Origin of the sequence: Thermosynechococcus sp. TG215 (assembly GCF_031583455.1) — a bacterium.
GTDB lineage: Bacteria > Cyanobacteriota > Cyanobacteriia > Thermosynechococcales > Thermosynechococcaceae > Thermosynechococcus.
Genome location: NZ_CP134178.1, coordinates 750021 through 772004 on the forward strand (window position 1 = coordinate 750021; position 21984 = coordinate 772004).

19 protein-coding genes and 1 other RNA gene are annotated in these 21984 nt (G+C 54.5%); 5 read left to right on the plus strand and 15 right to left on the minus strand.

The window, feature by feature from the left end; all coding sequences use genetic code 11:
- Positions 1–5: 5 nt before the first annotated feature.
- Positions 6–1448: a TldD/PmbA family protein gene (locus tag RHJ02_RS03455; protein WP_206201078.1), complete on the minus strand. Its 1443-nt coding sequence runs from the start codon at positions 1446–1448 to the stop codon at positions 6–8.
- 45 nt (positions 1449–1493) lie between these two features.
- Here RHJ02_RS03455 and RHJ02_RS03460 point away from each other — a divergent pair, with 45 nt between their 5' ends.
- The gene (locus RHJ02_RS03460; protein ID WP_310744809.1) at positions 1494–2129 is read left to right on the plus strand and encodes a TMEM165/GDT1 family protein; all 636 of its coding nucleotides are present in this window, start codon (positions 1494–1496) and stop codon (positions 2127–2129) included.
- Between the two features lie 29 nt (positions 2130–2158).
- Here RHJ02_RS03460 and RHJ02_RS03465 read toward each other — a convergent pair whose 3' ends face one another.
- From RHJ02_RS03465 to RHJ02_RS03490, 6 genes are all read right to left on the minus strand, one after another.
- Positions 2159–3856, minus strand: coding sequence for a hypothetical protein (locus tag RHJ02_RS03465; protein ID WP_310800456.1), 1698 nt, complete (start codon positions 3854–3856; stop codon positions 2159–2161).
- Between the two features lie 10 nt (positions 3857–3866).
- On the minus strand, positions 3867–4487 hold the full coding sequence (locus RHJ02_RS03470; RefSeq protein WP_310800457.1) for a hypothetical protein: 621 nt from the start codon (positions 4485–4487) through the stop codon (positions 3867–3869).
- A 19-nt stretch (positions 4488–4506) separates the two neighbouring features.
- On the minus strand, positions 4507–5556 hold the full coding sequence (locus RHJ02_RS03475; RefSeq protein ID WP_310800458.1) for a SpoIID/LytB domain-containing protein: 1050 nt from the start codon (positions 5554–5556) through the stop codon (positions 4507–4509).
- Positions 5557–5630: 74 nt separating this feature from the next.
- Positions 5631–6620, minus strand: coding sequence for a glycosyltransferase family 4 protein (locus RHJ02_RS03480; protein WP_225901691.1), 990 nt, complete (start codon positions 6618–6620; stop codon positions 5631–5633).
- A gap of 91 nt (positions 6621–6711) precedes the next feature.
- The gene (locus RHJ02_RS03485) at positions 6712–7659 is read right to left on the minus strand and encodes a F0F1 ATP synthase subunit gamma (RefSeq protein WP_310800459.1); all 948 of its coding nucleotides are present in this window, start codon (positions 7657–7659) and stop codon (positions 6712–6714) included.
- Between the two features lie 62 nt (positions 7660–7721).
- Complete coding sequence (locus RHJ02_RS03490; RefSeq protein ID WP_310800460.1) at positions 7722–8687, minus strand: hypothetical protein; 966 nt, start codon at positions 8685–8687, stop codon at positions 7722–7724.
- Positions 8688–8790: 103 nt separating this feature from the next.
- Between RHJ02_RS03490 and RHJ02_RS03495 the strand changes: the two genes are divergently transcribed.
- Positions 8791–10041 (plus strand): APC family permease, encoded by a 1251-nt coding sequence (locus RHJ02_RS03495; RefSeq protein ID WP_206201084.1) that lies wholly within the window; start codon positions 8791–8793, stop codon positions 10039–10041.
- On the opposite strand, the gene RHJ02_RS03500 is transcribed toward RHJ02_RS03495, so the two are convergent.
- Positions 10011–10595, minus strand: coding sequence for a GerMN domain-containing protein (locus RHJ02_RS03500; RefSeq protein WP_206201085.1), 585 nt, complete (start codon positions 10593–10595; stop codon positions 10011–10013). The two genes, RHJ02_RS03495 and RHJ02_RS03500, sit on opposite strands and share 31 nt — an antisense overlap.
- Positions 10596–10738: 143 nt before the next feature.
- Between RHJ02_RS03500 and RHJ02_RS03505 the strand changes: the two genes are divergently transcribed.
- Positions 10739–10984, plus strand: coding sequence for a DUF6439 family protein (locus RHJ02_RS03505; protein WP_149820848.1), 246 nt, complete (start codon positions 10739–10741; stop codon positions 10982–10984).
- Here the strand turns inward: RHJ02_RS03505 and RHJ02_RS03510 are convergent.
- Complete coding sequence (locus tag RHJ02_RS03510) at positions 10981–11472, minus strand: metal-binding protein (protein ID WP_310800461.1); 492 nt, start codon at positions 11470–11472, stop codon at positions 10981–10983. The two genes, RHJ02_RS03505 and RHJ02_RS03510, sit on opposite strands and share 4 nt — an antisense overlap.
- 274 nt (positions 11473–11746) lie before the next feature.
- Between RHJ02_RS03510 and RHJ02_RS03515 the strand changes: the two genes are divergently transcribed.
- Positions 11747–13549: an N-acetylmuramoyl-L-alanine amidase gene (locus RHJ02_RS03515; protein ID WP_206201087.1), complete on the plus strand. Its 1803-nt coding sequence runs from the start codon at positions 11747–11749 to the stop codon at positions 13547–13549.
- On the opposite strand, the gene ssrA is transcribed toward RHJ02_RS03515, so the two are convergent.
- The 3 genes from ssrA to RHJ02_RS03530 form a co-directional block, all read right to left on the minus strand.
- Positions 13547–13932: a transfer-messenger RNA gene (gene ssrA, locus RHJ02_RS03520) on the minus strand. The two genes, RHJ02_RS03515 and ssrA, sit on opposite strands and share 3 nt — an antisense overlap.
- A gap of 54 nt (positions 13933–13986) precedes the next feature.
- Positions 13987–15690, minus strand: a complete 1704-nt coding sequence (locus RHJ02_RS03525) for a helicase HerA domain-containing protein (protein WP_310743392.1) — start codon at positions 15688–15690, stop codon at positions 13987–13989.
- Between the two features lie 91 nt (positions 15691–15781).
- Positions 15782–16591, minus strand: a complete 810-nt coding sequence (locus RHJ02_RS03530; protein WP_310743393.1) for a TPM domain-containing protein — start codon at positions 16589–16591, stop codon at positions 15782–15784.
- 201 nt (positions 16592–16792) lie between these two features.
- Here RHJ02_RS03530 and RHJ02_RS03535 point away from each other — a divergent pair, with 201 nt between their 5' ends.
- Positions 16793–17005 (plus strand): DUF2949 domain-containing protein, encoded by a 213-nt coding sequence (locus RHJ02_RS03535; RefSeq protein WP_206201090.1) that lies wholly within the window; start codon positions 16793–16795, stop codon positions 17003–17005.
- 8 nt (positions 17006–17013) lie between these two features.
- Here the strand turns inward: RHJ02_RS03535 and RHJ02_RS03540 are convergent, their stop codons facing one another.
- From RHJ02_RS03540 to mrdA, 3 genes are all read right to left on the minus strand, one after another.
- Positions 17014–19122, minus strand: coding sequence for a M3 family metallopeptidase (locus tag RHJ02_RS03540; protein ID WP_310744814.1), 2109 nt, complete (start codon positions 19120–19122; stop codon positions 17014–17016).
- Between the two features lie 10 nt (positions 19123–19132).
- Entirely contained in the window at positions 19133–20092 is a 960-nt protein-coding gene (locus RHJ02_RS03545; RefSeq protein ID WP_310743395.1) for a M23 family metallopeptidase, read from the minus strand.
- 77 nt (positions 20093–20169) lie between these two features.
- Positions 20170–21948 (minus strand): penicillin-binding protein 2, encoded by a 1779-nt coding sequence (mrdA, locus tag RHJ02_RS03550; RefSeq protein WP_206201093.1) that lies wholly within the window; start codon positions 21946–21948, stop codon positions 20170–20172.
- Between the last annotated feature and the right edge of the window lie 36 nt (positions 21949–21984).

Below are 21984 nucleotides of genomic sequence, written 5' to 3' on the forward strand. Positions count from 1 at the left end.
TTGATTCAACCCCCGCCAAAGACTTGGATATTGGCAAAGGCACACACCGGTGAAGCGTGACCGACACGAATGGCTTGATTGGGTTCGCCTTTACCACAAAACGGTGTACCAAAAATACCGAAGGTGGAGGCATCTCCCACCGCAATGAGGCTATGCCAAAATTCAGGGGTGGTACCGCGATAGTTGGGATTGCGCAGTGTGCGGGTCAGGCGGCCATTTTCAATGCGCTTGGCATATTCACAGCCAAACTGAAATTTGAGACGGTAGTCATCGATTGACCAAGAGCGATTGGACTCCATGTACACCCCCGACTCAATGTTGCCAATGATCTCGGCAAAGGACTGTGTCCCTGGCTCAATATTCAGGTTCGCCATCCGGTCAATGGGGGGACGATTCCAAGAACAGGCACGGGCATTGGCAACACCAGGGACACCCGCTCGCTGCTGACTTTCAAGGCTGCCCAGACCGCGCAGGAGGCGTCCTTCCTTGATGAGATAGATGCGTTCAGCCGCCACCCCCAAATCATCAAAGGCATAGCTGGCCAGTTCACCGGCAACGGTCGGATCAAACGTGACGTTCAAGAGGGGGGAGCCGTACTGCCGCTGCCCAAAGTCCTCAAGGCGAATAAAGCTGCTGCCGGCATAGTTGCGCTCATCCCCCAAAATGCGGTCTAGCTCTAGGGGATGACCAATGCTCTCGTGGATTTGCAGCATCATTTGATCGGGGGCGAGTACCAGTGTTGTCGTTGTTTCTGGGCACTCTTGGGCACTGAGGAGTTCAACGGCCTGCTCGCCAATGTGGCGGGCGCGATCGCTCAATTGATCAGTCGTCAGCCATTCCAGACCCCCTTGATAACAGCGGGCTAACCAACCATGATCGGTTCGCTGCTGCACTACCCCTGCCCCCTGAGCCGTGGCGCTCATATCGGTGAGCACTTGATAAAATTGCTGTTCAATTTGACTGCCATCACTGGTCAACCACTGAGTGGTGGTCTCTACAGTTTGCACAAAGGCACGGGTTTGCACAATGTCGTCACTAACCTTGAGCCAATGGCAAAGGTCTTGGAGTAAGTGATTCAATTCAGCGGCTGAAAGTTGGTCAAAAGGTTGCCGCTGGGGCGATCGATAGTGTCCCTTGCCCTTGCCCCGTGCCGCTGGCGTAAAGTTAAAGACTCGCCAATGGGCAGCGGTTTTCGCCTGTTGATAGGCCTGCTGAATCGCCCGATGGATAGCACTGGGTTGCAAATTTGGGGTTGCTGTATAGGCAAATTGACCATCGACGAGCACCTCAACCATGACACCCCGCTGGCGCGATCGCTGGTTCACCTCGGGGTAGCCATCCCGAGCACTGCGAGTCGTGACAATCTCCTCAACATAACGCAGCCCAAGCCAATCAAGGGGTAAATTCACCTGATTCAAAAGGGCGGTGAAATTCTTCGGTGTCGTCATGGCAGCGTGCTAATCTGAGGCATGGTAAAGTTTGAATTCTTTTCCATGCTAACGGCTTTTACTGCGGGGCTGGCCCTCATCACGATTTCTGAGCTGGGAGACAAGACCTTCTTTATTGCCATGATTTTGGCGACCCGTCACAGCAAGCGGTGGGTCTTCCTAGGGTCATGGGCGGCTTTAATTGTGATGACACTGCTTTCAGTGGCCGTGGGCAAGGTCTTTCAACTTTTACCGCGAGAGTTCACCTTCTATGCGGCGATTTTGCTCTTCACTGTTTTTGGTCTCAAGATGCTAATTCAAGGCTGGCGAATGGGGGATAGCCCCTGTGAGGATGAGTGTGAAGCGGCAGTGGAAACCGTTGAAAAGGCGGAAGCCAATCTCAGCCGTTGGGGCAGTAACCCTGCTTGGGCGACTTTTGTGGAGGCCTTTAGTCTCACCTTCATTGCTGAATGGGGCGATCGCACCCAAATTGCAACGATTACCCTTGCTGCCGCGAGCCATGCCTTGGGCGTTGCCCTTGGTGCCATTGTTGGCCACGGGATTTGTGCCGCGATCGCGGTTCTAGGCGGCGGCCTGATGGCTGGACGCATCTCCGAACGGACATTGACCTTGGGCGGTGGTGCCCTATTTTTAATCTTCGCGATTGTTACCGCCTTGCAAGGGATGCCAAGGGCTTCTTGAGCCGCTTCTGAATCTAGAACTCCAATTGGTTATAGGAGGCGACCAGAGGTGGCAAACTCCTGCACCGCAGCGCGCATAAAGTTTTCAAGGGAGCGCACCCCGGCTTGATCCTCGAACACCTTCGGCAGATTGTTTTGGATTTTTTCGCGGATAAATTGGCGATACTCAGCACTTTGACCCAGTTCAATGGCTTTTTGAATATAGGCAGAAACATCTGGTGCAATTAATTCCGGTAGCTCTAGGAGTGTGAGAATACCAGCGGTATGCCGCCCCCGCATAAAGCGTCCTAGTGTGGTCACCATAGGGACTTGGGCATAGTAGAGGGCTTCAAGGGTAGAATTCCCCCCTGACCATTCAAGGCTGTCTAGGAAAACATCGAGACAATGCAGCATTGAGGTAAAACCATAGAAGTTTAAGGGGCGGCAGAAGAAGCAGTACGCCCTATAGTCAAGGTTTTTGGCAGCAAAAGCTCGTTCTAGACGTCCTTCAAACCGCTGGCGGCTGTTTTTGGTCATAAGGTGGCTTATAAAGACAAATTGGCAATTCCCCACTGCTGCGGCAATTTCGGGATAGATGTCGTCAAACTGGGGGAGATACTTGAAGACACTTTGCAGGCAACCGTAGATAACGGCATCGCTTTTGAGGCCGAATTCCTCCCGCGTAATGGGCGATCGCGGGTCGGGGGGCAGCGGACTAAAGGCAATTCCCAGATTTTTTAGCCTAATCAGTTTTTCTAGGTAATACGTTTCGCCATCAGGTGGTTCCATCAACTCACTACTGAGGAAATAATCAATTGTCGGCAGCCCAGAGGTGTCGGGATGCCCCCAAGACATACATTGAATCGGCGCTAATTTCAGAGCGGCAATCTTGCTCAGTTCCAGATCCATGCCCAGTTCGGGGAAAATCACTAGATGTAATTGATCGGCACGAATCTGCTCAAACCATTCTGCAGGTGATTTGGTGCCCATGACAAAGCGATGGCAGTAGGTTTTTGCTTGCTCCGTACAGCGATCGCCATCATCTCGCACGTAGTAGCCATAAAGCTGAAATTGTGCTTTATCAAGATGTTTAAGCCAGCCGTGGAGCAGCAACTTCCAAACCGTATGCATACGAAAGTGCCCTGAAACAAACCCAATCCGTAGAGGTTCATTGGCCTTCACTGGTGGCATTGGGGGGCGTTCTTTGGCGGCTGGAATCACACTGGTCATGATTTCGTAGATCATCTGCCCGTACTGTTGTTGGACATCGCGGGTTTCTTTCCCTTGATAGGGCAGTAAAAATGTGTTCACATTCCCCAGCCACTTCGAGAGATATTGTTTCTTATCTAAAGAGAAACTCTGAAACGTTTGATAGAACTCGGCAACGGATTCTCTGATTTTTTGACGGCAATCCTGTAGCTCTTCTACATCTTTATAAACGTAAATCAAGTACCTCGTACACTTGAGAAAGTCAATGCCAATTTGCCAGTCAGGTCTCAGTTCAATCGCTTTTTCGTAGGCTGCTAGTGCCTGTTGTAAATCACTATCAACACCACTGATCATGCCCAACAGGTACCAACATCTTGCCATGGTAGGATCCATTGCTAAGGCATGGTTGAGGGCTGAGATCACTGCTTGATACTCATTCATCCTCCACTTATCAATCGCCAGTTTTTCCCACCCCTTGGCAAAGGCAAGGTGGCCTTTTTGTTGAATCGTTCTTGCAATGAACTCTTCGATACACCCCATAACCTGAAACTTAGCAATCCCGACGGTATAAGCGCATGTATTTGAGGATAATCTCCCGTGCCTTCGGGCGTAAATCCCGCTTCAGTTGCGGATTTTCATCCACGCGATTCACCGCTTGCCAGACTTGACACCAACTGACATCAAAGAGGGTTTGTGCTTCCACAAGGCCGCGTACCATCGCGATCGCATAGTTTTCGGGGTCACGTTCCTGTGCCATATTGAGAAAAGACATCCCCCGCTGTGGTTGAAAGTAGTTGTCCATTGCTGTGAGATACCCTAGAGCCATTAACTCATCGGCGGTAAGGCTTTCCAGCGGGATATTTTCAGGGGTCGTACCCTGTCTTAGGGCAAGATAGGCGCGGTAGGCTTGACCATTGGCTTTGCCGTTGAAATCCCAGCCGAGGGCATTGATCAGGGCAGCTTTGTGATCTGTGGAAACCTGCGGCGAAGAGAGCCACTCCGACATTTTCAGATCAAGGCGGCCACTGCGCTTGGCTCGCATCACCATGGGGACATCGGTATAGGCTTCGTAGAAGGGGGTGGAGGTCAAGGGCGAATCTGCTCGCCCACTGTACTGAAGGCAGACCACCGTTGTCAAAGCAAGGGCAGTCGCTAAAAGAGGAGATTTCATGGACTTGGCCTCCAAAGAGTTATTGGGTTTGCAGTTGCGATAGACCCGCCCCCGGATAGTAGGTGCCTAAAATTTGCAGGTGGTTGTAGCCGCGCTTGCCCAGTTCATAGGCACCCGTCTGACTCATTCCACGCCCGCCAAACACATCGCGCACAATGTCGTCGGTTGCTGCATACATCGAAACCATCACTCGTCCACTTTTGGTGAGGACAATGCCCCGTGTGGCTTGGACTGCCGCTTGAGTGGTGTTCCACTCGGTTTCAATCCCACGATACACCTGCCAACGCTCGTCGTTCCCCAGATCAAAAAAGCGGCTGGCGGGTTGAAACATTTGGGCAAGGGCATAGGAACGGGCAGCGATCGCTTGGGCTTTGAGGGTTTCCATTGGCCAGTCGGGATAGACCTCTGAACCCACCACACTCACGAGGTATTGTTCCAAGTCCACTTGATTGACGGCTGTAACCGTGTTTCCCTGAGCAATGAGGCGCACCACACCGCGATACCATTTACCGGCAACAAACGCAAGTTGATTGCTGGGGCGAATCCAGAGGGAGGGGGCAAGGGGTTGGCCATTCCAGAGCAAAAAGCCATCGCGGGCTGTGACCACGACCCCTTGGGAAGGGGTAAGCTGCGTCATCACTTGCTGTTGATCATTGGTGACAGCGGTAGCTACGGCGGTGCCAACGGTCAGTTGACTTTGATCGCGGGCGATCGCCACCCGCACTTGAGGGGCAGGACCTTGGCTCGGAGGCACGGGTTGCAGGGCAGGAGGGGGCACTGTGGGCAAGATTGCCTTGGCGTGGGTAGAGGCAGCCGCTGGTGGTTGGGGGACTTTGTTGGGGACAGTTGCTAATAGGGGATCGCGGCCATCCAAAATCGGCCGAGGCAGAGGTCGTTCAAGTTGAATTGGGTCAGGTAAAGGAATTGGCTCTGAAAGAGCAATCGGTGTCGGGGATAGGTTCCGCAAAAACCAGAACCCTAGGCCGGCACTGGCGATCGTGGCCATCGTAAAGGAAATGAGCAAGGGTGAGTGTCCTCGCTTTGTCCCTTGGAACAGAACCCAGCCCATTCAGGTGTCATCTCCACTAGCACCTTGCCTATTGTATAGGGGAGTACGGAATTTGCCATGCAACATTTGCTGGTTTAGGGCAGAGAGGAGGCTGCTACCCGTTGTAGCCATTGCTCCACCCTATCCCCATAAACAGCTAAGCTATACTCCTGTTCCGCCTGCTGCCGACAGGCCGCCCGATCAATTTGATCAATCTTGCCAATGGCAGCAATTAAGGCCTCGACAGAATCCGGGGTAATGAGAAACCCGGTTTGACCATCACGGACAATTTCACTCGGCCCACCGCGATCGTAGGCAATGACGGGAACGCCACAGGCAAGGCTTTCGATGACAACGTTGCCAAAGGCTTCGACCCAGCGGGAGGTCAGCAACAAAGCGCGACAGCGCCGCAGCTGTGCTTGCATTTCCCGTGTTGGCAAAAAGCCCAGATATTCAATGGGGGCGTTGGGGTAATCTGCTTGAATGCGCTGCCAATAGTCTATATCTTGCAGTTGCCCCATGATTTTCAAAGGGGTACGGGTGACATTGACGGCAGCAACAGCATCTTCGAGTCCCTTTTCAGGAGCAATGCGCCCCAGCCAGCACAGGGCATCCTCTGGCTCTGCACAAAAGTCATAGAGGGACAGATCAAGACCACTGCCCAAACACACGCAGCGATCGCCAAAAGGGAAGGTGGCGGCTTGGGTACGGGTATAGACACTAATGGTTTCCGGATAGTCATCAATGACACGGGCGATCGCCTGATCCATGACATCGGAAACTGAGGCCATGCTCACCAGATGCCCCACAGGACGGCTGAGAAAAGGCGTCAGGTAAAAGGGCAGCCAGTCGTAGGCAAAGTTGACAATGACATCAAATTCCTGTTGAAGCTGCCGCACCCGTGCCCACATATTGGCTAACACACTATTGGGGGGCAGTGTAATCGGTTGATCGCGGGTTTGATGCTGCGCTGGCACTTGAAGGGCACCCGCTACTGGTTCAATGGTTGCCGCCACTGGCAAGTGGGAACCCTCGGGGGCAAGGATGTGAATGGTATGCTGGCGATCGCCCAAGGCCTGAGCCATATTGAGGATCGTCAATTCAACACCGCCCCCTTTTCCTGTACCCAGAGGGCCAACCGAAGTGGAAACAAAAAGCAGCTTCAGAGGTCAACTCCTAGCGCAGAGCCTCAGCACCCGCCACCACTTCGAGAATCTCTTGGGTAATGGCAGCTTGACGCGCTTTGTTGTAGGAGAGGGTGAGGGTTCCAATCAGCGCTTGAGCATTATCGCTCGCGTTATTCATTGCCGTCATCCGCGCTGCCAATTCCGAGGCGGCGGCCTCTTGCAGTGCCCGTAGTAACTGGTTATTCAAGTACAGGGGCAGCAGGGCATCGAGAATTTGCACCGGATCCTGCTCAAAAATCATATCGGAGGGCAAAGCGGGCAAGGTTGAGGTGACTTTCTCGCGGTTAACTTCCAGATGCGAAGCCCGCGTCGTCAGCCGAAAAATTTCATCATCGGGCGCCTCTAGCCCTTGGGGATCGAGGGGGAGCAGGGTTTGGACAACGGGCTTTGAACTAATGAGGGAGACAAACTTGGTGTAGATGAGTTCCACCCGATCCACCGTTTCCGAAAGAAAGAGGGAGAGCAGTTCACTGGCAATTTGACCCGCTTCACTGGCGGAGGGGATTTGCTCTAGGCCAGAGTACACGGCATCAATGGGATAATTACGGCGCTGGAAGTATTGGGCTGCCTTGCGACCAACAATCACCAGAATATACTTGACGCCCTCGGCTTCGAGTTCTTGGGTACGCTCCTTGGCACGGCGAATAACGTTGGTATTGTAACCGCCGCACAGCCCGCGATCGCCCGTCACCACCAGCAGCGCCACCGTCTTCACAGGACGCTTGGCCAATAGCGGTAAATTGGCATCCTCAAAGCGTAGTCGGGTTTGCAAGCCATAGAGCACCTGAGCTAAGCGATCGGCAAAGGGACGGCTCGCCATGACCTGCTCTTGGGCACGGCGAACTTTTGCTGCCGCCACGAGGCGCATAGCTTCGGTAATTTTGCGGGTATCTTTAATCGTTTTGATGCGATCGCGAATAGCTTTGAGATTGGGCACGGTAATCTAAACTCCTAAGCAAAGCGTCCCTGCCCTAAGATTTTAGCCCAGAGGGGGATCGCCTAAGCAGTCTTTTCACTTGACCCACCCCTACCAACCAGCGTTGTAATCACAGGAACTGCCAAAGCGGCGACAGGGGGAATGATGCGGCCAATGGGCTGTGGCAGATTTAAGCTGACGCTCAAAGCAGAAACCACCGTTGCTGCAATGCCACTGATCCAAAGCACGGTGTCACGCCGCCACCGTTGTCGCTTCAGGCGGTGATTTTCCTGGGCAGCAAGGGTGAGTTCAGTGGGGACAACGGTTGAGGATTGGTTGCGCAGCACCTCTAAATCGTGCTGCAGACCGTGCAATTCATTTTGCGCCTGGGCAAGTTCCTCTTGCAGGCGATCGCGCTCCCTTTCCACTTGGGTGAGTTGCCGCGTTATCTCCGCCAGTTGTTGGGCAAGGCCGGCGTCTGGGGGATTACCGAGAAGGGCGGTATCCTCCAAAGAAGCGGGGGGTGAAGCAGCCAATACCGCCTGAAGTTGCTGTTCGAGAGCTGTTTTTTCTGTTTGCAGCGAGGCAAGTTGATCTTGAAGTTCTTGAATTTGTGAGACTTGGAATTGCAGGGTTGCCACTTGACTTTGCAGTTCCTGAATCTGGGAGGCTTGCAGTTGCAGTGTCACCAGTTGCTGCTGAAGTTCGTCTTGCTGAATGAGCGCCTGTGCCAGTTCCTGTTCAAGATTTTGCCGCAGGCCGCTCAAGGTGGCATTTTCTTCTTGGAGGCGGACAAGGTCTTGGCTCAGTTGATCTCGCTGCTGTTGAACGTTTTCCAGTTCTGCGGTGAGCTGCCTAATTTGCTCCTGTAGGGCTTGGTTTTGGGCGATCGCCCGCTGTTCTGCGGTCAGGGTGAGCGACTCCAATTCAGCCGTCAGAGAGTTGAGATCAATATCCTGTGCAGGAGGCTCGTCCAACTCACCCAAATCAGTAATGATGTTTTCTAGGAGATCGTCGGGTTGGTTGCTAGGAGGTTCTGGACTGGCCATGATCCTAATACCTGCGCGCGTGCTAAGAATTGCTCCAATTATAGCGATCGCCGTCCCTATCCTCTAGGCTAGAAGGCGTTCTTCAGTTCTCGAACGAAACTCCATGCTCAAACGCGAACTAGGACTGTGGGGCGCCATTTTAACGGGTCTAGGTTCCATGATTGGTACGGGGCTGTTTGTCAGTTTAGGCATCGCCACCGACCTCGCTGGCCCTTGGGTGTTGATAGCCCTGATCCTAGCAGCCGCGATCGCGCTGTGTAATGGCCTCAGTAGTGCCCAATTGGCGGCCTCCCATCCTGTGAGTGGGGGCACCTACGAGTATGGGTATCGCTATCTTTCTCCCCCTTTGGGCTTTACAGCGGGGTGGATGTTTTTACTGGCCAAATCGGCTTCTGCAGCCACTGCTGCCCTTGGCTGTATGGCTTATCTCTTCCAATGGCTCGGCCTAGAGGACAATAGCGGGCGCTGGCAAATCATGGCTGCTCTGGGGCTACTGGCGGTCTTGACCTGTGTGGTGCTTTTGGGCATCCGGCGATCGGCGCAAGTGAATCTGGGGATTCTCCTAGTCACGTTCACCAGTTTGTTGCTCTTTGTCGGCATTGGCCACGTCCAACAACAGGGAGGGCTACTTTGGTCGGCAGCATCGCAACCACTCTCGCTCAAGAATCTTCTCCAAGCAACGGCACTGCTCTTTGTCGCCTATGCCGGCTATGCCCGTATTGCTGTGCTGGCGGAGGAGGTCAAGACTCCTCGGCGAACCATTCCACGAGCCATTGCCCTAGCCATTGGTATTGTTGTCCTGCTCTACTTCAGTGTTGTCTTGATTGTTCTGGGGAGTCATGGCTCTGGAAAGTTGACTACGGCTGCCTCTTTAGAGATTGTCGCCAGTGAATTGGGTGTCTCTTGGCTGCCGCCTCTGATTACGCTGGGGGCGATCGCGGCCATGGTCGGGATTCTGCTCAATCTGTTGCTCGGCCTCTCCCGTGTGGTGTTGGCAATGGCGCGGCGGCGAGATTTACCGGCAATTTTGGCTCAGATTCCAGCCCAAGGAAAACAACCTGTTGCTGCCGTTCTTGCGGTGAGTGGGGGGATTGCCCTCTTGATCCTGATTGGCAATGTAAAAACTACGTGGTCTTTTAGTGCCTTTAGCGTGCTGATTTACTACGCCATTACCAACCTTGCCACACTGCAACTGAAGGAGCCACAATTTCCCCGCTGGCTTGCGGTTGCAGGTTTAATCGGTTGTCTAGGGCTGGCTTTTTGGGTCGAAGTCCAAGTGTGGCTGTCGGGGTGTGGTCTCATTCTTCTTGGACTTGCTTGGCACTACTGGGTGCGGAGGGCAAAGGCCGTTTGAAAGTCTTGCCGGGTCATCGGTTGCGTCACCTCTAGCCCCTCACCCCCTAGGACGCGCAGGGGTTCACCCCCAATGGAAATCCAAACTGGCGCATTGGGATCATTCACTGTTGCTGTGTACAGTACCTGTCCTAGACGTGCTTGCATTGAAGCACTTCCCCCCCCTTTGGTAAAGTCTGGAGAGAGATCCACATGGATGCCATCGGCTTTGACTTCTACACGATTGACACGGGTATTTTCCGGAATGCTGGTGGTGACATCTTGATTGGCAGGACCCGCCAAAAGTCGCTCCAGACGAGATTGAATAAAGAGTTCTGGCCGCGTTGCCGGGGTATTGATCCGTACCGTAGAGGGCACTAAAACGAGGCTATCCCCTTCATTCTTGACCCAAAAAATTTGAGTTTCCTGCTGCTGGGCAACTTCCGCCGGATTAGGAACCGGATCTCCCTGCCGGGGGGGACTCAAGGTTAGCCATGCTGCTGTACCAGCCGAGGCAAGGCCAATAACCGCCAGCACAATCAAGGCGGGGCGGGAGCGGGTGACTTTTGCTACCATCACGATCTCTCCTTGGCGGGATGCACCTGCCTCTACCTTAGACGCTATGATTCAAGGGTAAAGTTCCAGTGCCTGTGGCCTTAGGGGCAGTTGCCCACTGCTTAAACTAGAGGATAGTTCTCCCCTTAGATCAAGTTTAAGTCATGGTGCAAACGACCCCCCGTGCAGAAGAACTAGCCACTGCCCTCCTTGATGCGGTTAGGATTGCTCCCCAAGATTGGCATCGCCTCAAGGGAAATCGCCGTGCCCGCGCCCTCGAACAGGCGGCTGCTGCTCTGGTCTATCTCCTCAAGGAAAATGATGCTGAGGCACTGGCGCATCTCCAACAGGCAGTGGGTTGGCTCGATCGCTCCATTAGTGCGCCGCCTTGCCCTACGCACCACCATTAGCGGTGCCAGCGTCGCCACCGAGAAACCACCAGATCGCTTGTGACATGAAGCAGTGCCGATAGCTCTAGGCCAAGGGCGATCGCAACTCCCCAGCGCCAGTCAATTCCCTGCCAACGATGTAGCCATTCCTGCACAAGGGAAAGGTGGCCTGTGAATGCGGCGACCCCGGCCACAAGACCCAGTCCTAACCCCAACCAAAAGCTGAGATAGAGCAACCGAATCACCGTGCCCACCACTGGGCCATGGGTCCAAAAGGAGCGATGGTGAAAGGCTTTTTGGTAGGGTAGCCATATTGCCCGCAGCCAGCCCCAACGGTAGTAGGGTAAAGAGGGGGTATCGAGGTCTGGACTGAGGAGAAAGCCGCCAATACCAAAGCTACTGCTGGCAATTGCCCCCCAGATCCAGTCACGGGTGAGGGCACTGGCGGTGAAGCCCACAAGGGGCATGCCGATCCAAGTCAGGCGATCGTGGGTACGGCCACTGGGCATTGAGGATTCCGCAGATATTTCCTAGGGCAAAGCTACGGCAAAACGGGCTAGATCATGCAATCGGCGAACTTATTGAGTGCGGTGGGCGTCTAAGTGAGCTTGAAGCAACTCGGCTGAAATTTGAATCTGATGAAGGGCGATCGCGCAAAACTAAATCGCAGGGTGTGCCAGTTCACATACCTGTCCCCGATCAAGTATGCTGAGCACGTTTGAGCGAGCGGCTTGGCTAGCCAACTTGGCAGGGTATTGTGCATCGCTGGTGGAGGAAGCGTGAATGGATCAACCGTGGCGTTCTTGGCAATTTCGAGCTGTAGTGAGTTTGCTATGGGCACCTGCCGCTGCACTGGTCATGGCTCAGCCTGCTTCAGCCAGCCGTCTACAATTGTGGCGACTTAACCCTGCCACCAATCAACTGGAAATTCGCACGGAGCGTGCTGTTCAGCCCCGTGCTGAGTTGGTCTATAACCCGACCCGCCTTGTCATTGACTTGCCGGGTGTCGTTCTCGGTAGCCCCCAGATCAGTCAAAACTACAGTGGTGCCATTCGCCAAGTGCGGGTTGCTCAGTTTGACCCCCAAACGACGCGGATTGTGGTGGAATATGCGGACGGTTTTACAATTGATCCGCAGCAGGTGCGCTTTCGGGGAGTCACGGCTAATAACTGGTTGGTGCAACTGCCCACCCCCCAGCAGCAAACAGTTTCGCTACCGCCGCCACCCCCACCGTCTCCTCCTTCTGCTCCTCCCGTAACGCCCACAGGGCCGCTGCAAGTGCGAAGTTGGCGAGCAGATGCCACAGGTTTTCTAGTGCTAGCCGATCGCCCCTTACCCGAAGGCAGTTACACCCTGCGCCGCCCCCGTCGGGATCGCATTGAAATTCTCCTCAGCAATAGTGAATTGATTCGCAACTTTAGTCCTCGGCGCTTGGAACTGCGCCGCTTTGGTCGGGATCGTGTCCGGGCAGAGGTACGGACTCAGAGCAATCGCCAAGTCCAAATTACCCTCGACATTGACCCTCAAGATGCCGATTGGCAAGTGACGCCCCGTTATGATGGCTTTTTGATTGTGCCTTCAACCACGGCCATTACACCCCCACCTCCGCCACCGTCCCAACGCCCTAGTGTGATTCCTGCGGCCAGTGCGCAAACTCCTGTCACAACGATTCAGCGCGTTGACTTGGGGGGACGAGAGTTGCTGATTCAGGGCGATCGCACCGTTTTCTATAACGTGGGCTGGGAAGGCAATCGCTATCGCATTCGCCTACGGCAAGCACAGTTGGACAGTAATCTGCGCGAACCCCGCCTAGTTACCGGTAGTCCCCTCAGCAATATTGAATTTCGCCAAGAGGATAACCAAACCGTCTCGATTCTGCTCACCCCAGCGCCCAACTTTCGCATCCTTGGCCCTCGTCCCCTGTCAGCTGAAGCGTTTGTGGTGCAAATTCAGGGAGCAAATGACCCTCCGAGCAGTACGCCCACCCCAATTGATATTCCCCCCACAGCAACCCCTCAGCCCCCCAATCAGCCCGTCCCCCGCGGCCGGTTTGTGGTGGTCATTGATCCCGGACATGGCGGACGCGATCCCGGTGCCATTGGTATTGGCGGCATTCGTGAAAAGGATATTGTTCTCGATATCAGCCTGCAAGTTTCCCAATTTTTGCAGCAGCAGGGGGTACAGGTGATTCTGACCCGCACCACAGACATTGACTTAGACTTGGCTCCTCGGGTCGCCATTGCGGAACGGGCACGGGCAAATGCCTTTGTGAGTATTCACGCCAATGCTATTAGTCTGGCTCGCCCCGATGTCAATGGTTTAGAAACCTACTTTGCCCCCGGACGCTCCAGTCGTTTGGCATCTGCCATTCACAATAGTATTCTCAATTCCTTGAACATTCGCGATCGCGGGGTGAGGGCGGCACGATTCTATGTGATTCGCAATACGTCAATGGATTCTGCCCTTGTCGAGACAGGGTTTGTCACGGGCGCAGAGGATGCCGCAAACTTCAAGAATCCTGCGTGGCGGACGCAGATGGCACGGGCGATCGCCCAAGGCATTTTGAACTTTTTGCATGGAAGATGATGGAGCTGACGGGAGTCGAACCCGTGTCCGCCCTAGCTATTCATCGACTGCTCCTTCACAGGTTTAGCCTTTCTGACCCTCAGGCGGGAACTGTTCCTTATCCCGAACAGTAGGATGCTCTGGTAGAGTCTTTGCTAAACAGCCCACCAGAGAGAACTGCCTAGCGCATCCGTTGGGGTTAACCCGCTGCCCTTAACGGAGTCGGACAACGAGTGCTCGAACCTGTTTAGAGGTCTTAGGCTACCGCAGCAGCTTTACGAGCGAAAGGAACGATGTTGTTCGCAGTTACTTTTGGTTTGGACTCTGGATTAACGAGAGATAGCCCACTCTCGACCTGCATCACAGCCCAACTTTCACTAGGACGTCGAAGCCGTTTCAGCCCCTTGTGTAGAGCTACTCCTAAGCTAGCGCATTTTTTTGGAGTTGACAACGGCTAATTATTCAAGCGATCGCCGGCCAATGGTTCGCGGTTTAGGACGGGGTGCCGGGCCTGCCATCGCCACCATGCGATCCAACTGTTTGTGTTGGGCAAAATACTTTTGCCACAGGTCAGGAGCATCCAGCGTGTCACCCCCATGAGTTGTTAAGCGTTGCCGCACCCGACAGAGGACAGGCGTATTCACACAGGCACCCGCAATAATCACTTGCCCCTTACTCAGGGCAGGCAGTTCTTTGAGCAAATCTCGGCCAGCGGCCTCCACCCCATGCTTGAGGCTCTCTTGATCGACAGGGTTGACAATCCGCAGCATAAACTGGCTCATACACTGGGAGAGCACATCGCTATCCAGTTTGCCGGGACGCTGAGTAATCAGTCCTACCCCAAGGCCAAATTTACGACCCTCACTGAGGATTGTCCGCAGCACCTGCTTACATTGGGAAGGTTCATGGGCAGGGGCAAAGCGGTGTGCCTCCTCAATTAAGATAAACACCGGGTAGGGGAGGTACTGCTCATCCCCCTCAAAGACGCGGTCTTTTTGGGTATTCATGCGGGCATGGTTGGTTTGGCGCAAAATTGCCGTGGCAATCACCTGCTGCTCCTCAAGGGGAATCTCATTCATTTGCAGGATGGTGACTTGGCCGGGGGCAAACAACTCGCAAGGGGGCAAATGCTCATTGGCATGGAAATAGTCAGAGCGCTGCATTTTTTCTAGCTTCCAAGCCAAGGCATCGGCAGAGGAGCCCTGCTTGACATTGCCCTCTTCATCCTCAACGCGATCCACAGCATAGACTTCGGTAATTAAGTCCCGCGTACTCCAATGGCCATTGGGATAGAGGCGGCGTACTGCATCGTGGGCTTTTTTGAGAATGGCCTGCTGGCGATCGCTCATCGGGGGGAGCAGCGTCAGAATATCGTGAAACTCTAGGGAAGAAACACGAATTTTGACCTCTTGGGGCGTAATAATTTTCACCTGAGGTTGATAGCCATCCGCCCCTTGAAAAGCGGGGTGTCCCCTCAGCTGCGCCAGCGTGTGGTATTCACCATGGGGGTCGAGGATCAGCACTGCGGCGCGATTTTTCGGTAAAAGCAATTCCTCCACCAAAACCCCTGCGGTATAGGATTTCCCGGAACCTGTCCCGGCAAGGATGGCCACATGCGTACTCACCAGTTCCTTGACATCGAGGGCAATGGGCACAGCACCCTCCTGCCGCAACAACAGTGAACCGATATGGGCAGCCCCCACCTCCTCTGGCTTTTTCTTATTGAGGACATGCCGCAACAGCGCGTCGTCAGCCAAATAGACCTTGGCACCCGGCAGGGGAAGCCGCCGCAAATTATTAAAGCCAAAGACCTCATGAAATTCCCCCATCACTTCTACGGTTATTTCGTAGAGTTCCGCCGGTTCACAGGTAAAACCAATCAGGGCAGCCACCGCACCGGGATTCAGTTCGTGATCAGCAAACATCCGATCCGGTAGATGCTCAATCAGACGGCAGCCAGTAATCTTGCCCAAGACTTGGTGAACCGCAGCAGCATGGGAGTTTGAGGCCACACTTGGGGAATGGCTCAACTCATAATAGACAAATTCACCAATGCGCACTGGCTGGGCATCGGCAGTAATAAAAACATACTCGCTACCGCTATCACCGGGGCCTTTGACAATGCCGACAATGTGGCGAGAAGAAGGGTGGCTACTGTTCATCGCACAGGACGGGTAACCCAAAGAGAGTAAAGAGAGCTAATGTCGTTAACCTCAATCCTACGCGATTTTCCAATTGAGAGCCTGACGGCGCCTACTCTTCTAGAACGGGCGGCGGCTCACTGGGGGCAGGAATTAAAAAGGCAACAATGGCACCAAGGGCAAAACCAGCAACATTGCGCAAGACCGGTAGCCATTCTTGGGTGCGCACCACCACTGGCCCTAAACCAAAGGCAAAGAAAAGCATGCCCCACAGCGGTGAAAAAAGAAGAATCCACGTCCAAGCCACTTTTTGATCCGCACGGCGGGGACGCGCCACAAAGCCCAAAATGATGCCGCCAAAGATGGAGGTGGCAAGGGTGAGCAGCCATTGCTCTTGGGGTAATCCCGGTACGGCACGGCACCCCCCTTGGGAGAGGCAGGTTTCAATGGCATGAAGCGATTGCAGGATGGCCTGATCTTCGCCGTTGTCTCGGACAAAGTATTGATTGCCAAAGCGGGTTTGCAATTCAACCCAAAAGGTGCGCTGGAGGACGCGGTAGGCGGTGTCGCCAACATTGAAGTTCAAAAGATTGCCACCGCGGGTATCGGCCACCAGCAGAATACTGCGATCGTCTAAGTCCCAAAAATCCCGCACTGCGAGGCCGGGGGTGCGATCGTACTGGGTGAGAACCCGCAATTTCCAGCCGGTCTGGGCTTCAAACTCTGCCAGTTCGCTGTCAAGCCGTTCCTTTTGAACGGGTGTCAGAATCTGCGCTAAGTCAACGACATTGGTTGGCTCCGCGGGCAACAACTCTGGATTGTTGAAGCTGTGGGCAGGGGCGATCGCCCCCAACCAGCAGAGGCTAACCAGCACCATCCCTAAACCAACTTGGTAAAACAAGCGCCGCAATTGCTGAAGCATCGTAATAAAAATTTACAAATAGGGCATCTTTTTTAATTATCTTAAGGGTATGCTGCGAAACATTGCAATCAGCGCTGCCGTCTTCTCAGACAATATGCAGCTTTTGTTAAACTCACCCTATCCTGAGAATCCCATTGCTATACTGCAAGTCTAAATACCTAAACCTTATATCCCTGTTTCATCAGCCACTCCTCACCTACGATGCCCTACTCTTCTCAGCTACTGCACTATCTCGAACAGGAACTGGCACTGCCACCAGAGAGCATTGCAATGGCGGTGCGGCAATGGCAACAGCAACGGGGATCGTTGCCGATTATTCTTTGGCAGTATGGATTGATTACCTTGGAGCAGTTGGATCGGATTTTTGAGTGGCTGGATCAAACGCGGGGCGATCGCCTGCCAAAGGCTCCGTAAGTGGCAAACTAAGTGTTCGACAACAATCCTCGGTGCCGTAGGAGAGGCTCAGTGATCGGTTCACGGCCGCGGAAGGCTTTGAAGATCTCCATCGGGGGTTGGCTGCCGCCAAGGGCAAGCACGGTTTCGCGATAGCGTCGTCCCATTTCAGCAATGGCTTGCTCGTTGTCTAGGCCTGCTTCCTCAAAGGCAGCAAAGGCATCGGCACTGAGAACTTCTGCCCACAAATAGCTGTAGTAACCCGCTGCGTAGCCACCGGCAAAAATGTGGCTAAAGCTACAGAGAAAGGCATCTTCTGGCAGGGGGGGCAAGATTGTTGTGGTCTGCGCTAGGCGATCGCGCACTTGTTGGGGGGTTTCTCCTTGCCCCGGTTGATAGCGATGGTGCAGTTCTAAATCTAACAAACTAAAGTGCAACTGCCGCAATAGAGCACTGCCTGCGCGATAGGTGCGGGCGGCAACCAGTTTTTCATAGTAGTGTTCTGGCAGCGGTTCCCCCGTTTCATAGTGGCGTGCCATGCCAAAGAGTGTCGGCCGATGGTAGCACCAATTTTCCATAAATTGACTGGGAAGTTCGACGGCATCCCACTCCACATTGTTGATGCCCGCTGCCCCCGCTTCATCCACCTGCGTCAGCATGTGGTGCAAACCATGCCCAAACTCATGGAAGAGGGTTTCCACTTCGCTAAAGGTCATCAGGCTGGGCTTACCATCCACTGGGGGGGTTTGATTGCACACCAAGTAGGCCACGGGTAAGCGGGTGCGCCATTCCCCCTGAATGCGATATTTGGCACGGCCAAGGCAATCGTCCATCCATGCCCCACCGCGTTTTTCGGCAGGACGGCTGTAGGGGTCAAGATAAAAGTGGGCGATCGTCAGATGATTTTCATCGAGGATGGCAAAAAAGCGCACATCAGGATGCCAAACGGGTACTTGACCATCCGCAGGCACCACCGTCACCCCAAACAGTCGCTTCACTAGCCCAAATAAGCCCTCCAGCACTTGGGGCAAAGGAAAATAGGGACGCAGTTCCTCATCATTGAAGTCAAAGAGCGCCTCCCGCTGCCGTTCAGCCCAATAGGGAATATCCCAGTGCTGCAGATCGGTGGCTTCAGGTGCCCCTTGGGCAGCAGCAAAGGCTTTCAGTTCTTCCAGTTCTTGCGCCGCCGCACGATAGCTGACTTGCCGCAGTTCCTCGAGGAGCTTTTCCACACTGGCCACACTATCGGCCATTTTGCTGGCAAGGCTGAGTTCAGCATAGGTGTTGAATCCCAAAAGCTGTGCCTCTTCGATCCGCAGGGCAAGGATGCGCTCAAGAATGGGACGGTTATCCCACTCCCCACTGCTAGCACGGGAAATGTAGGCGCGATAGACCTGCTCCCGCAAATCCCGCCGTTGGCTGTGCTGCATAAAGGGACCAAAGCTGGGGAAGTCGAGGGTAATGTGCCATGGCCCTGTTTCGGGGGTGGCGGTCTCAATGCCATCTTGGCGAGCGGTTTGGGCAGCCAGCGCCAGCAAGCTGGGGGGAAGTCCAGCCACTTCATCGGGTTGGGTGAGCTTGAGGCGAAAGGCCTTGGTGGCATCCAAAAGATTGTTGGAAAACTGGGTAGATAGCTCCGCCAATTCCAGTTGAATGGTGTTGAAGCGCTCTTTGGCGGCTCCTGTCAAACTGACGCCACTGTGTTCGGCGTTACGAATGGCGGCCTCAACAATGCGTTTGCGCGCAGGGGGATAGCTCTGAAAGTCTGGACTGGCAGCCAGTGCCTTAAAGCCTTCATAGAGGGGGCGCGATTGACCCAAACGGGTGTAAAACTCCACTACTTGGGGTTGAACGGCTTCGTAGGCTTGACGCAATTCGGGACTATTTTTGACGCCGGTGAGATGACTGACAATCCCCCATGTCCAACCGAGGCGATCGCTCAAACGTTCGAGGGGTTCCACTAGCCCTTCCCACGTGGGCGTGAAGGATTGCTCGAGGGTCTCTAATTCTTGGGTGAGTTCCTGCAAGAGTTGGCGCACGGCTGGCTCAACATGGCTCACCTCAATCTGATCAAAGGGGGGAAAACCATCGCCCCGCAAGAGGGGATTATCGGTGTGAGGGGAAGTCGCAATAACCATCGGTATCCTACTAACTGCGATTCGATTGCTGACGCGCTTGGGCGATCGCCTGCTTTAACTGTGCTAAGGCCAATTCTAACCGCGCTTCGGGGGCAACAGGAATCAACCCCTGAGCCGTCATCTCATGGATCTCAAAATGCAGGTGCGGACCAGTGGAGTTGCCCGTACTACCCACGAGGCCAATGACATCCCCCTGCTTCACCCATTGACCGGGATTGACAAAGCGCTGTGAGAGGTGGGCATAGAGGGTTTGGTGCTGCTCTGGCGGGTGTTGCAAAATGACGGTGAGGCCATAGCCCCCTAGCCAGTTGGACTCAACCACGCGACCATCAAAAACCGCCAACACGGGTGTGCCTTCAGGGGCGCCCAAATCCGTTCCCGAATGGAAGCGGCGATCGCCAAAAATGGGATGGATGCGCCAGCCAAAAGTTGAGGTAATGGGCACCGGAAACGGCAAGGGAAAGAGCATTTGGCCATTGTTGACCTTTAGCCAACGCAAGGGATTCGGTCCCGGAAAGGGCTGGCGTACATAGGTCGGTGCAGCCGTTTGGGCAGATGGCACAAAATTTCTTGGGTTTGCAGCCACCAAGGGGCGATGAGAAGCTGGAGCAGAAGGTGATGTAGCCGTGGGGGTCACTAGGGGTTGTGGAGCACCTTGGGCTTGGCAAATGTTGGGGGGAACGCCCTCGCTAACGATCGCTTGACAGCCTGTGGAGCGCTCTTGGATCACCACGGGGATGGAGCGGGCGGGCTTAAGGTTTTCGAGGGGTTCACTGCTAGGGGGCGGATCCACGGGTTCTGTGGAAAAAACAAGAGGCTCACTGTCCACCGGTTGAACAGGATTGACAAGGATCGGTGCAGCCGCTTCTGGTTCAGCAGGAATCGTTTCAGCAACACTCTGGCGAGTCCCCAAGGCGGTTGTCAAGAGACCTATTGTCAGCCCAAGGGCAAGGACGCGCTGCTCGATCATGGTTCACCCCATCACACGCATTCCTTCAAATTCTAGGCGCAACCTTGGGGAATGACAATCTGCTTGGCCGCAAGGGGCTAGCGATCGCGAATTTTCATATAGGTCTGAATCACTTTGAGCACCATCGGACCTGCCACAGACCCACCCCCACCACCAGAGTTTTCGGCAAAGGCAACGACCACAATTTCCGGTTTGTCTGCAGGGGCATAGGCACCAAACCAAGTGTGGTTAGGGCGAGGTGGGTCTTCCCCGGTACCACTTTTGCCGGCGATCGCCACCTCAGGAACATTTAGGGCAGCCCCTGTACCACTGGTCACCACCTGCCGTAACCCTTGGCGCAGCACTTGAATGGTAGAGGGCTTTAGGTTCAATGATTGCCGCCAGCGATGGGGATTGTCGGAAGCAATCAGGTGTGGCCGCACTTTATAGCCCCCATTGGCAGGCACTGCAAACATGACCGCGGCTTGAAGCGGACTCACCTGCAAGGCCCCTTGACCAATGGCGGTAATCAAGGAATCGCCGTCGTACCACCCCTCGCCAAAGGTTTCTTGCTTCCACTGGGGGGTTGGCACAAATCCGGGAGCTTCACCGGGTAAGTCAATGCCGGTTTTAGACCCCATTCCAAAGCGATGCGCCCAATGAATCAGGGTTTCAGGTCCAATGCGGCGCGCCACTTGACCAAAAAAGGTGTTACTACTCCATGCCATGGCACCGGCAAAGCCGAGAGGGCCAAAGCCCGCCCGGTTCCAATCGTGGAAGGCAAAGCCCCCTGTGTAGAGGGCAGGATAGGTCATCAGTACGGTATCGGGGCTAAACTTCCCTGACTCCAAGCCGGCCACCGTTGTCACGATTTTGAAGGTACTCGCGGGAGGAAACCCCTGAAGGGCACGGTTGACAAAGGGAAACTGCCGCCGTTGCAGCTCCTCCCACTGGGCTTGGGTCATGCGGCGGGCAAACCAATTGGGATCAAAGGCAGGGTAACTGGCCAGAGCCAGAATCGCTCCATCACGGGGATCCATGGCCACGATCGCCCCCGGCCGACTCCCTAGGGCTGCTTCCGCCGCTTTTTGCAAGTCCAAATCCACTGACAGCGTGATGTCATTCCCCGGTCGAGCCACCTTTTGGCCTAGAATGCGAATCACTTTGCCTTGGCCATCCACCTCCACCTGCTGACCACCCCATGTCCCCCGCAATACGTTTTCGTAGGTGGCTTCGACACCCATTTTGCCCATGACATCGCCAAGGCGGTAGCCCTGATCTCGACGAGCCGCTAGTTCCTCCTCATTCAGTTCGCCGATGTAGCCAATGATGTGAGCCGCCGTTTCGCCATGGGGGTAAAAGCGCAGGGCTTCGCGGTCAATTTCCACCCCTGTCAAGAAATTGCGGTGTTCTTCAAGGGCAATGATTTGGGCTTGGCTAATCCCTTGGGCAATGCGAATCAACGAAGGAGAATTCACCCCTGCTTGCTTGACTCGCGCTTCGATCTCACTGGCAGGGATATTGAGCACCCGCGAGAGAATGTTCACCGTCTGCGGCCATTCGGGCTTTTTCGCCGCAAGGGGCCAGAGAAATACCGAGTAGGAGAACTTATTTCCCGCGAGGATCCGCCCTTTGCGATCCAAAATCTTCCCTCGCTCCGGCGGTTTGGGAATCAGGCGAATACGGTTTTCATCGGCCATCTGGCGGTTGCGATCGCCCTCGACAATTTGCAGGTAGGCCAAGCGACTCCCAATGCCCCCCAGCAAAAATACGGTCATGATCGAGAGCAATACCAAGACCCGCCCCTGTTTGCCAACCACACGATCGTAGGCTTGGTAGGTGAGGGGACGAGGGGGGCGCGTTTTTAGCATTGCCATAAGTTGCGAGGAGTTGATGAGTGATCTATGCTAATT

Bases quoted from the DNA above. Each gene is read 5' to 3' on its own strand.
- RHJ02_RS03530 (WP_310743393.1), bottom strand. From the start codon at position 16,591: ATGCTTCAGCAATTGCGGCGCTTGTTTTACCAAGTTGGTTTAGGGATG.
- RHJ02_RS03495 (WP_206201084.1), top strand. From the start codon at position 8,791: ATGCTCAAACGCGAACTAGGACTGTGGGGCGCCATTTTAACGGGTCTA.
- RHJ02_RS03470 (WP_310800457.1), bottom strand. From the start codon at position 4,487: ATGAAATCTCCTCTTTTAGCGACTGCCCTTGCTTTGACAACGGTGGTC.
- RHJ02_RS03460 (WP_310744809.1), top strand. From the start codon at position 1,494: ATGCTAACGGCTTTTACTGCGGGGCTGGCCCTCATCACGATTTCTGAG.
- RHJ02_RS03475 (WP_310800458.1), bottom strand. From the start codon at position 5,556: ATGGGCTGGGTTCTGTTCCAAGGGACAAAGCGAGGACACTCACCCTTG.
- RHJ02_RS03515 (WP_206201087.1), top strand. From the start codon at position 11,747: ATGGATCAACCGTGGCGTTCTTGGCAATTTCGAGCTGTAGTGAGTTTG.
- RHJ02_RS03535 (WP_206201090.1), top strand. From the start codon at position 16,793: ATGCCCTACTCTTCTCAGCTACTGCACTATCTCGAACAGGAACTGGCA.
- RHJ02_RS03465 (WP_310800456.1), bottom strand. From the start codon at position 3,856: ATGGGGTGTATCGAAGAGTTCATTGCAAGAACGATTCAACAAAAAGGC.
- RHJ02_RS03525 (WP_310743392.1), bottom strand. From the start codon at position 15,690: ATGAACAGTAGCCACCCTTCTTCTCGCCACATTGTCGGCATTGTCAAA.
- RHJ02_RS03480 (WP_225901691.1), bottom strand. From the start codon at position 6,620: ATGGCTCAGGCCTTGGGCGATCGCCAGCATACCATTCACATCCTTGCC.
- RHJ02_RS03505 (WP_149820848.1), top strand. From the start codon at position 10,739: ATGGTGCAAACGACCCCCCGTGCAGAAGAACTAGCCACTGCCCTCCTT.
- RHJ02_RS03500 (WP_206201085.1), bottom strand. From the start codon at position 10,595: ATGGTAGCAAAAGTCACCCGCTCCCGCCCCGCCTTGATTGTGCTGGCG.
- RHJ02_RS03510 (WP_310800461.1), bottom strand. From the start codon at position 11,472: ATGCCCAGTGGCCGTACCCACGATCGCCTGACTTGGATCGGCATGCCC.
- RHJ02_RS03455 (WP_206201078.1), bottom strand. From the start codon at position 1,448: ATGACGACACCGAAGAATTTCACCGCCCTTTTGAATCAGGTGAATTTA.
- RHJ02_RS03490 (WP_310800460.1), bottom strand. From the start codon at position 8,687: ATGGCCAGTCCAGAACCTCCTAGCAACCAACCCGACGATCTCCTAGAA.
- RHJ02_RS03540 (WP_310744814.1), bottom strand. From the start codon at position 19,122: ATGGTTATTGCGACTTCCCCTCACACCGATAATCCCCTCTTGCGGGGC.
- RHJ02_RS03545 (WP_310743395.1), bottom strand. From the start codon at position 20,092: ATGATCGAGCAGCGCGTCCTTGCCCTTGGGCTGACAATAGGTCTCTTG.
- mrdA (WP_206201093.1), bottom strand. From the start codon at position 21,948: ATGGCAATGCTAAAAACGCGCCCCCCTCGTCCCCTCACCTACCAAGCC.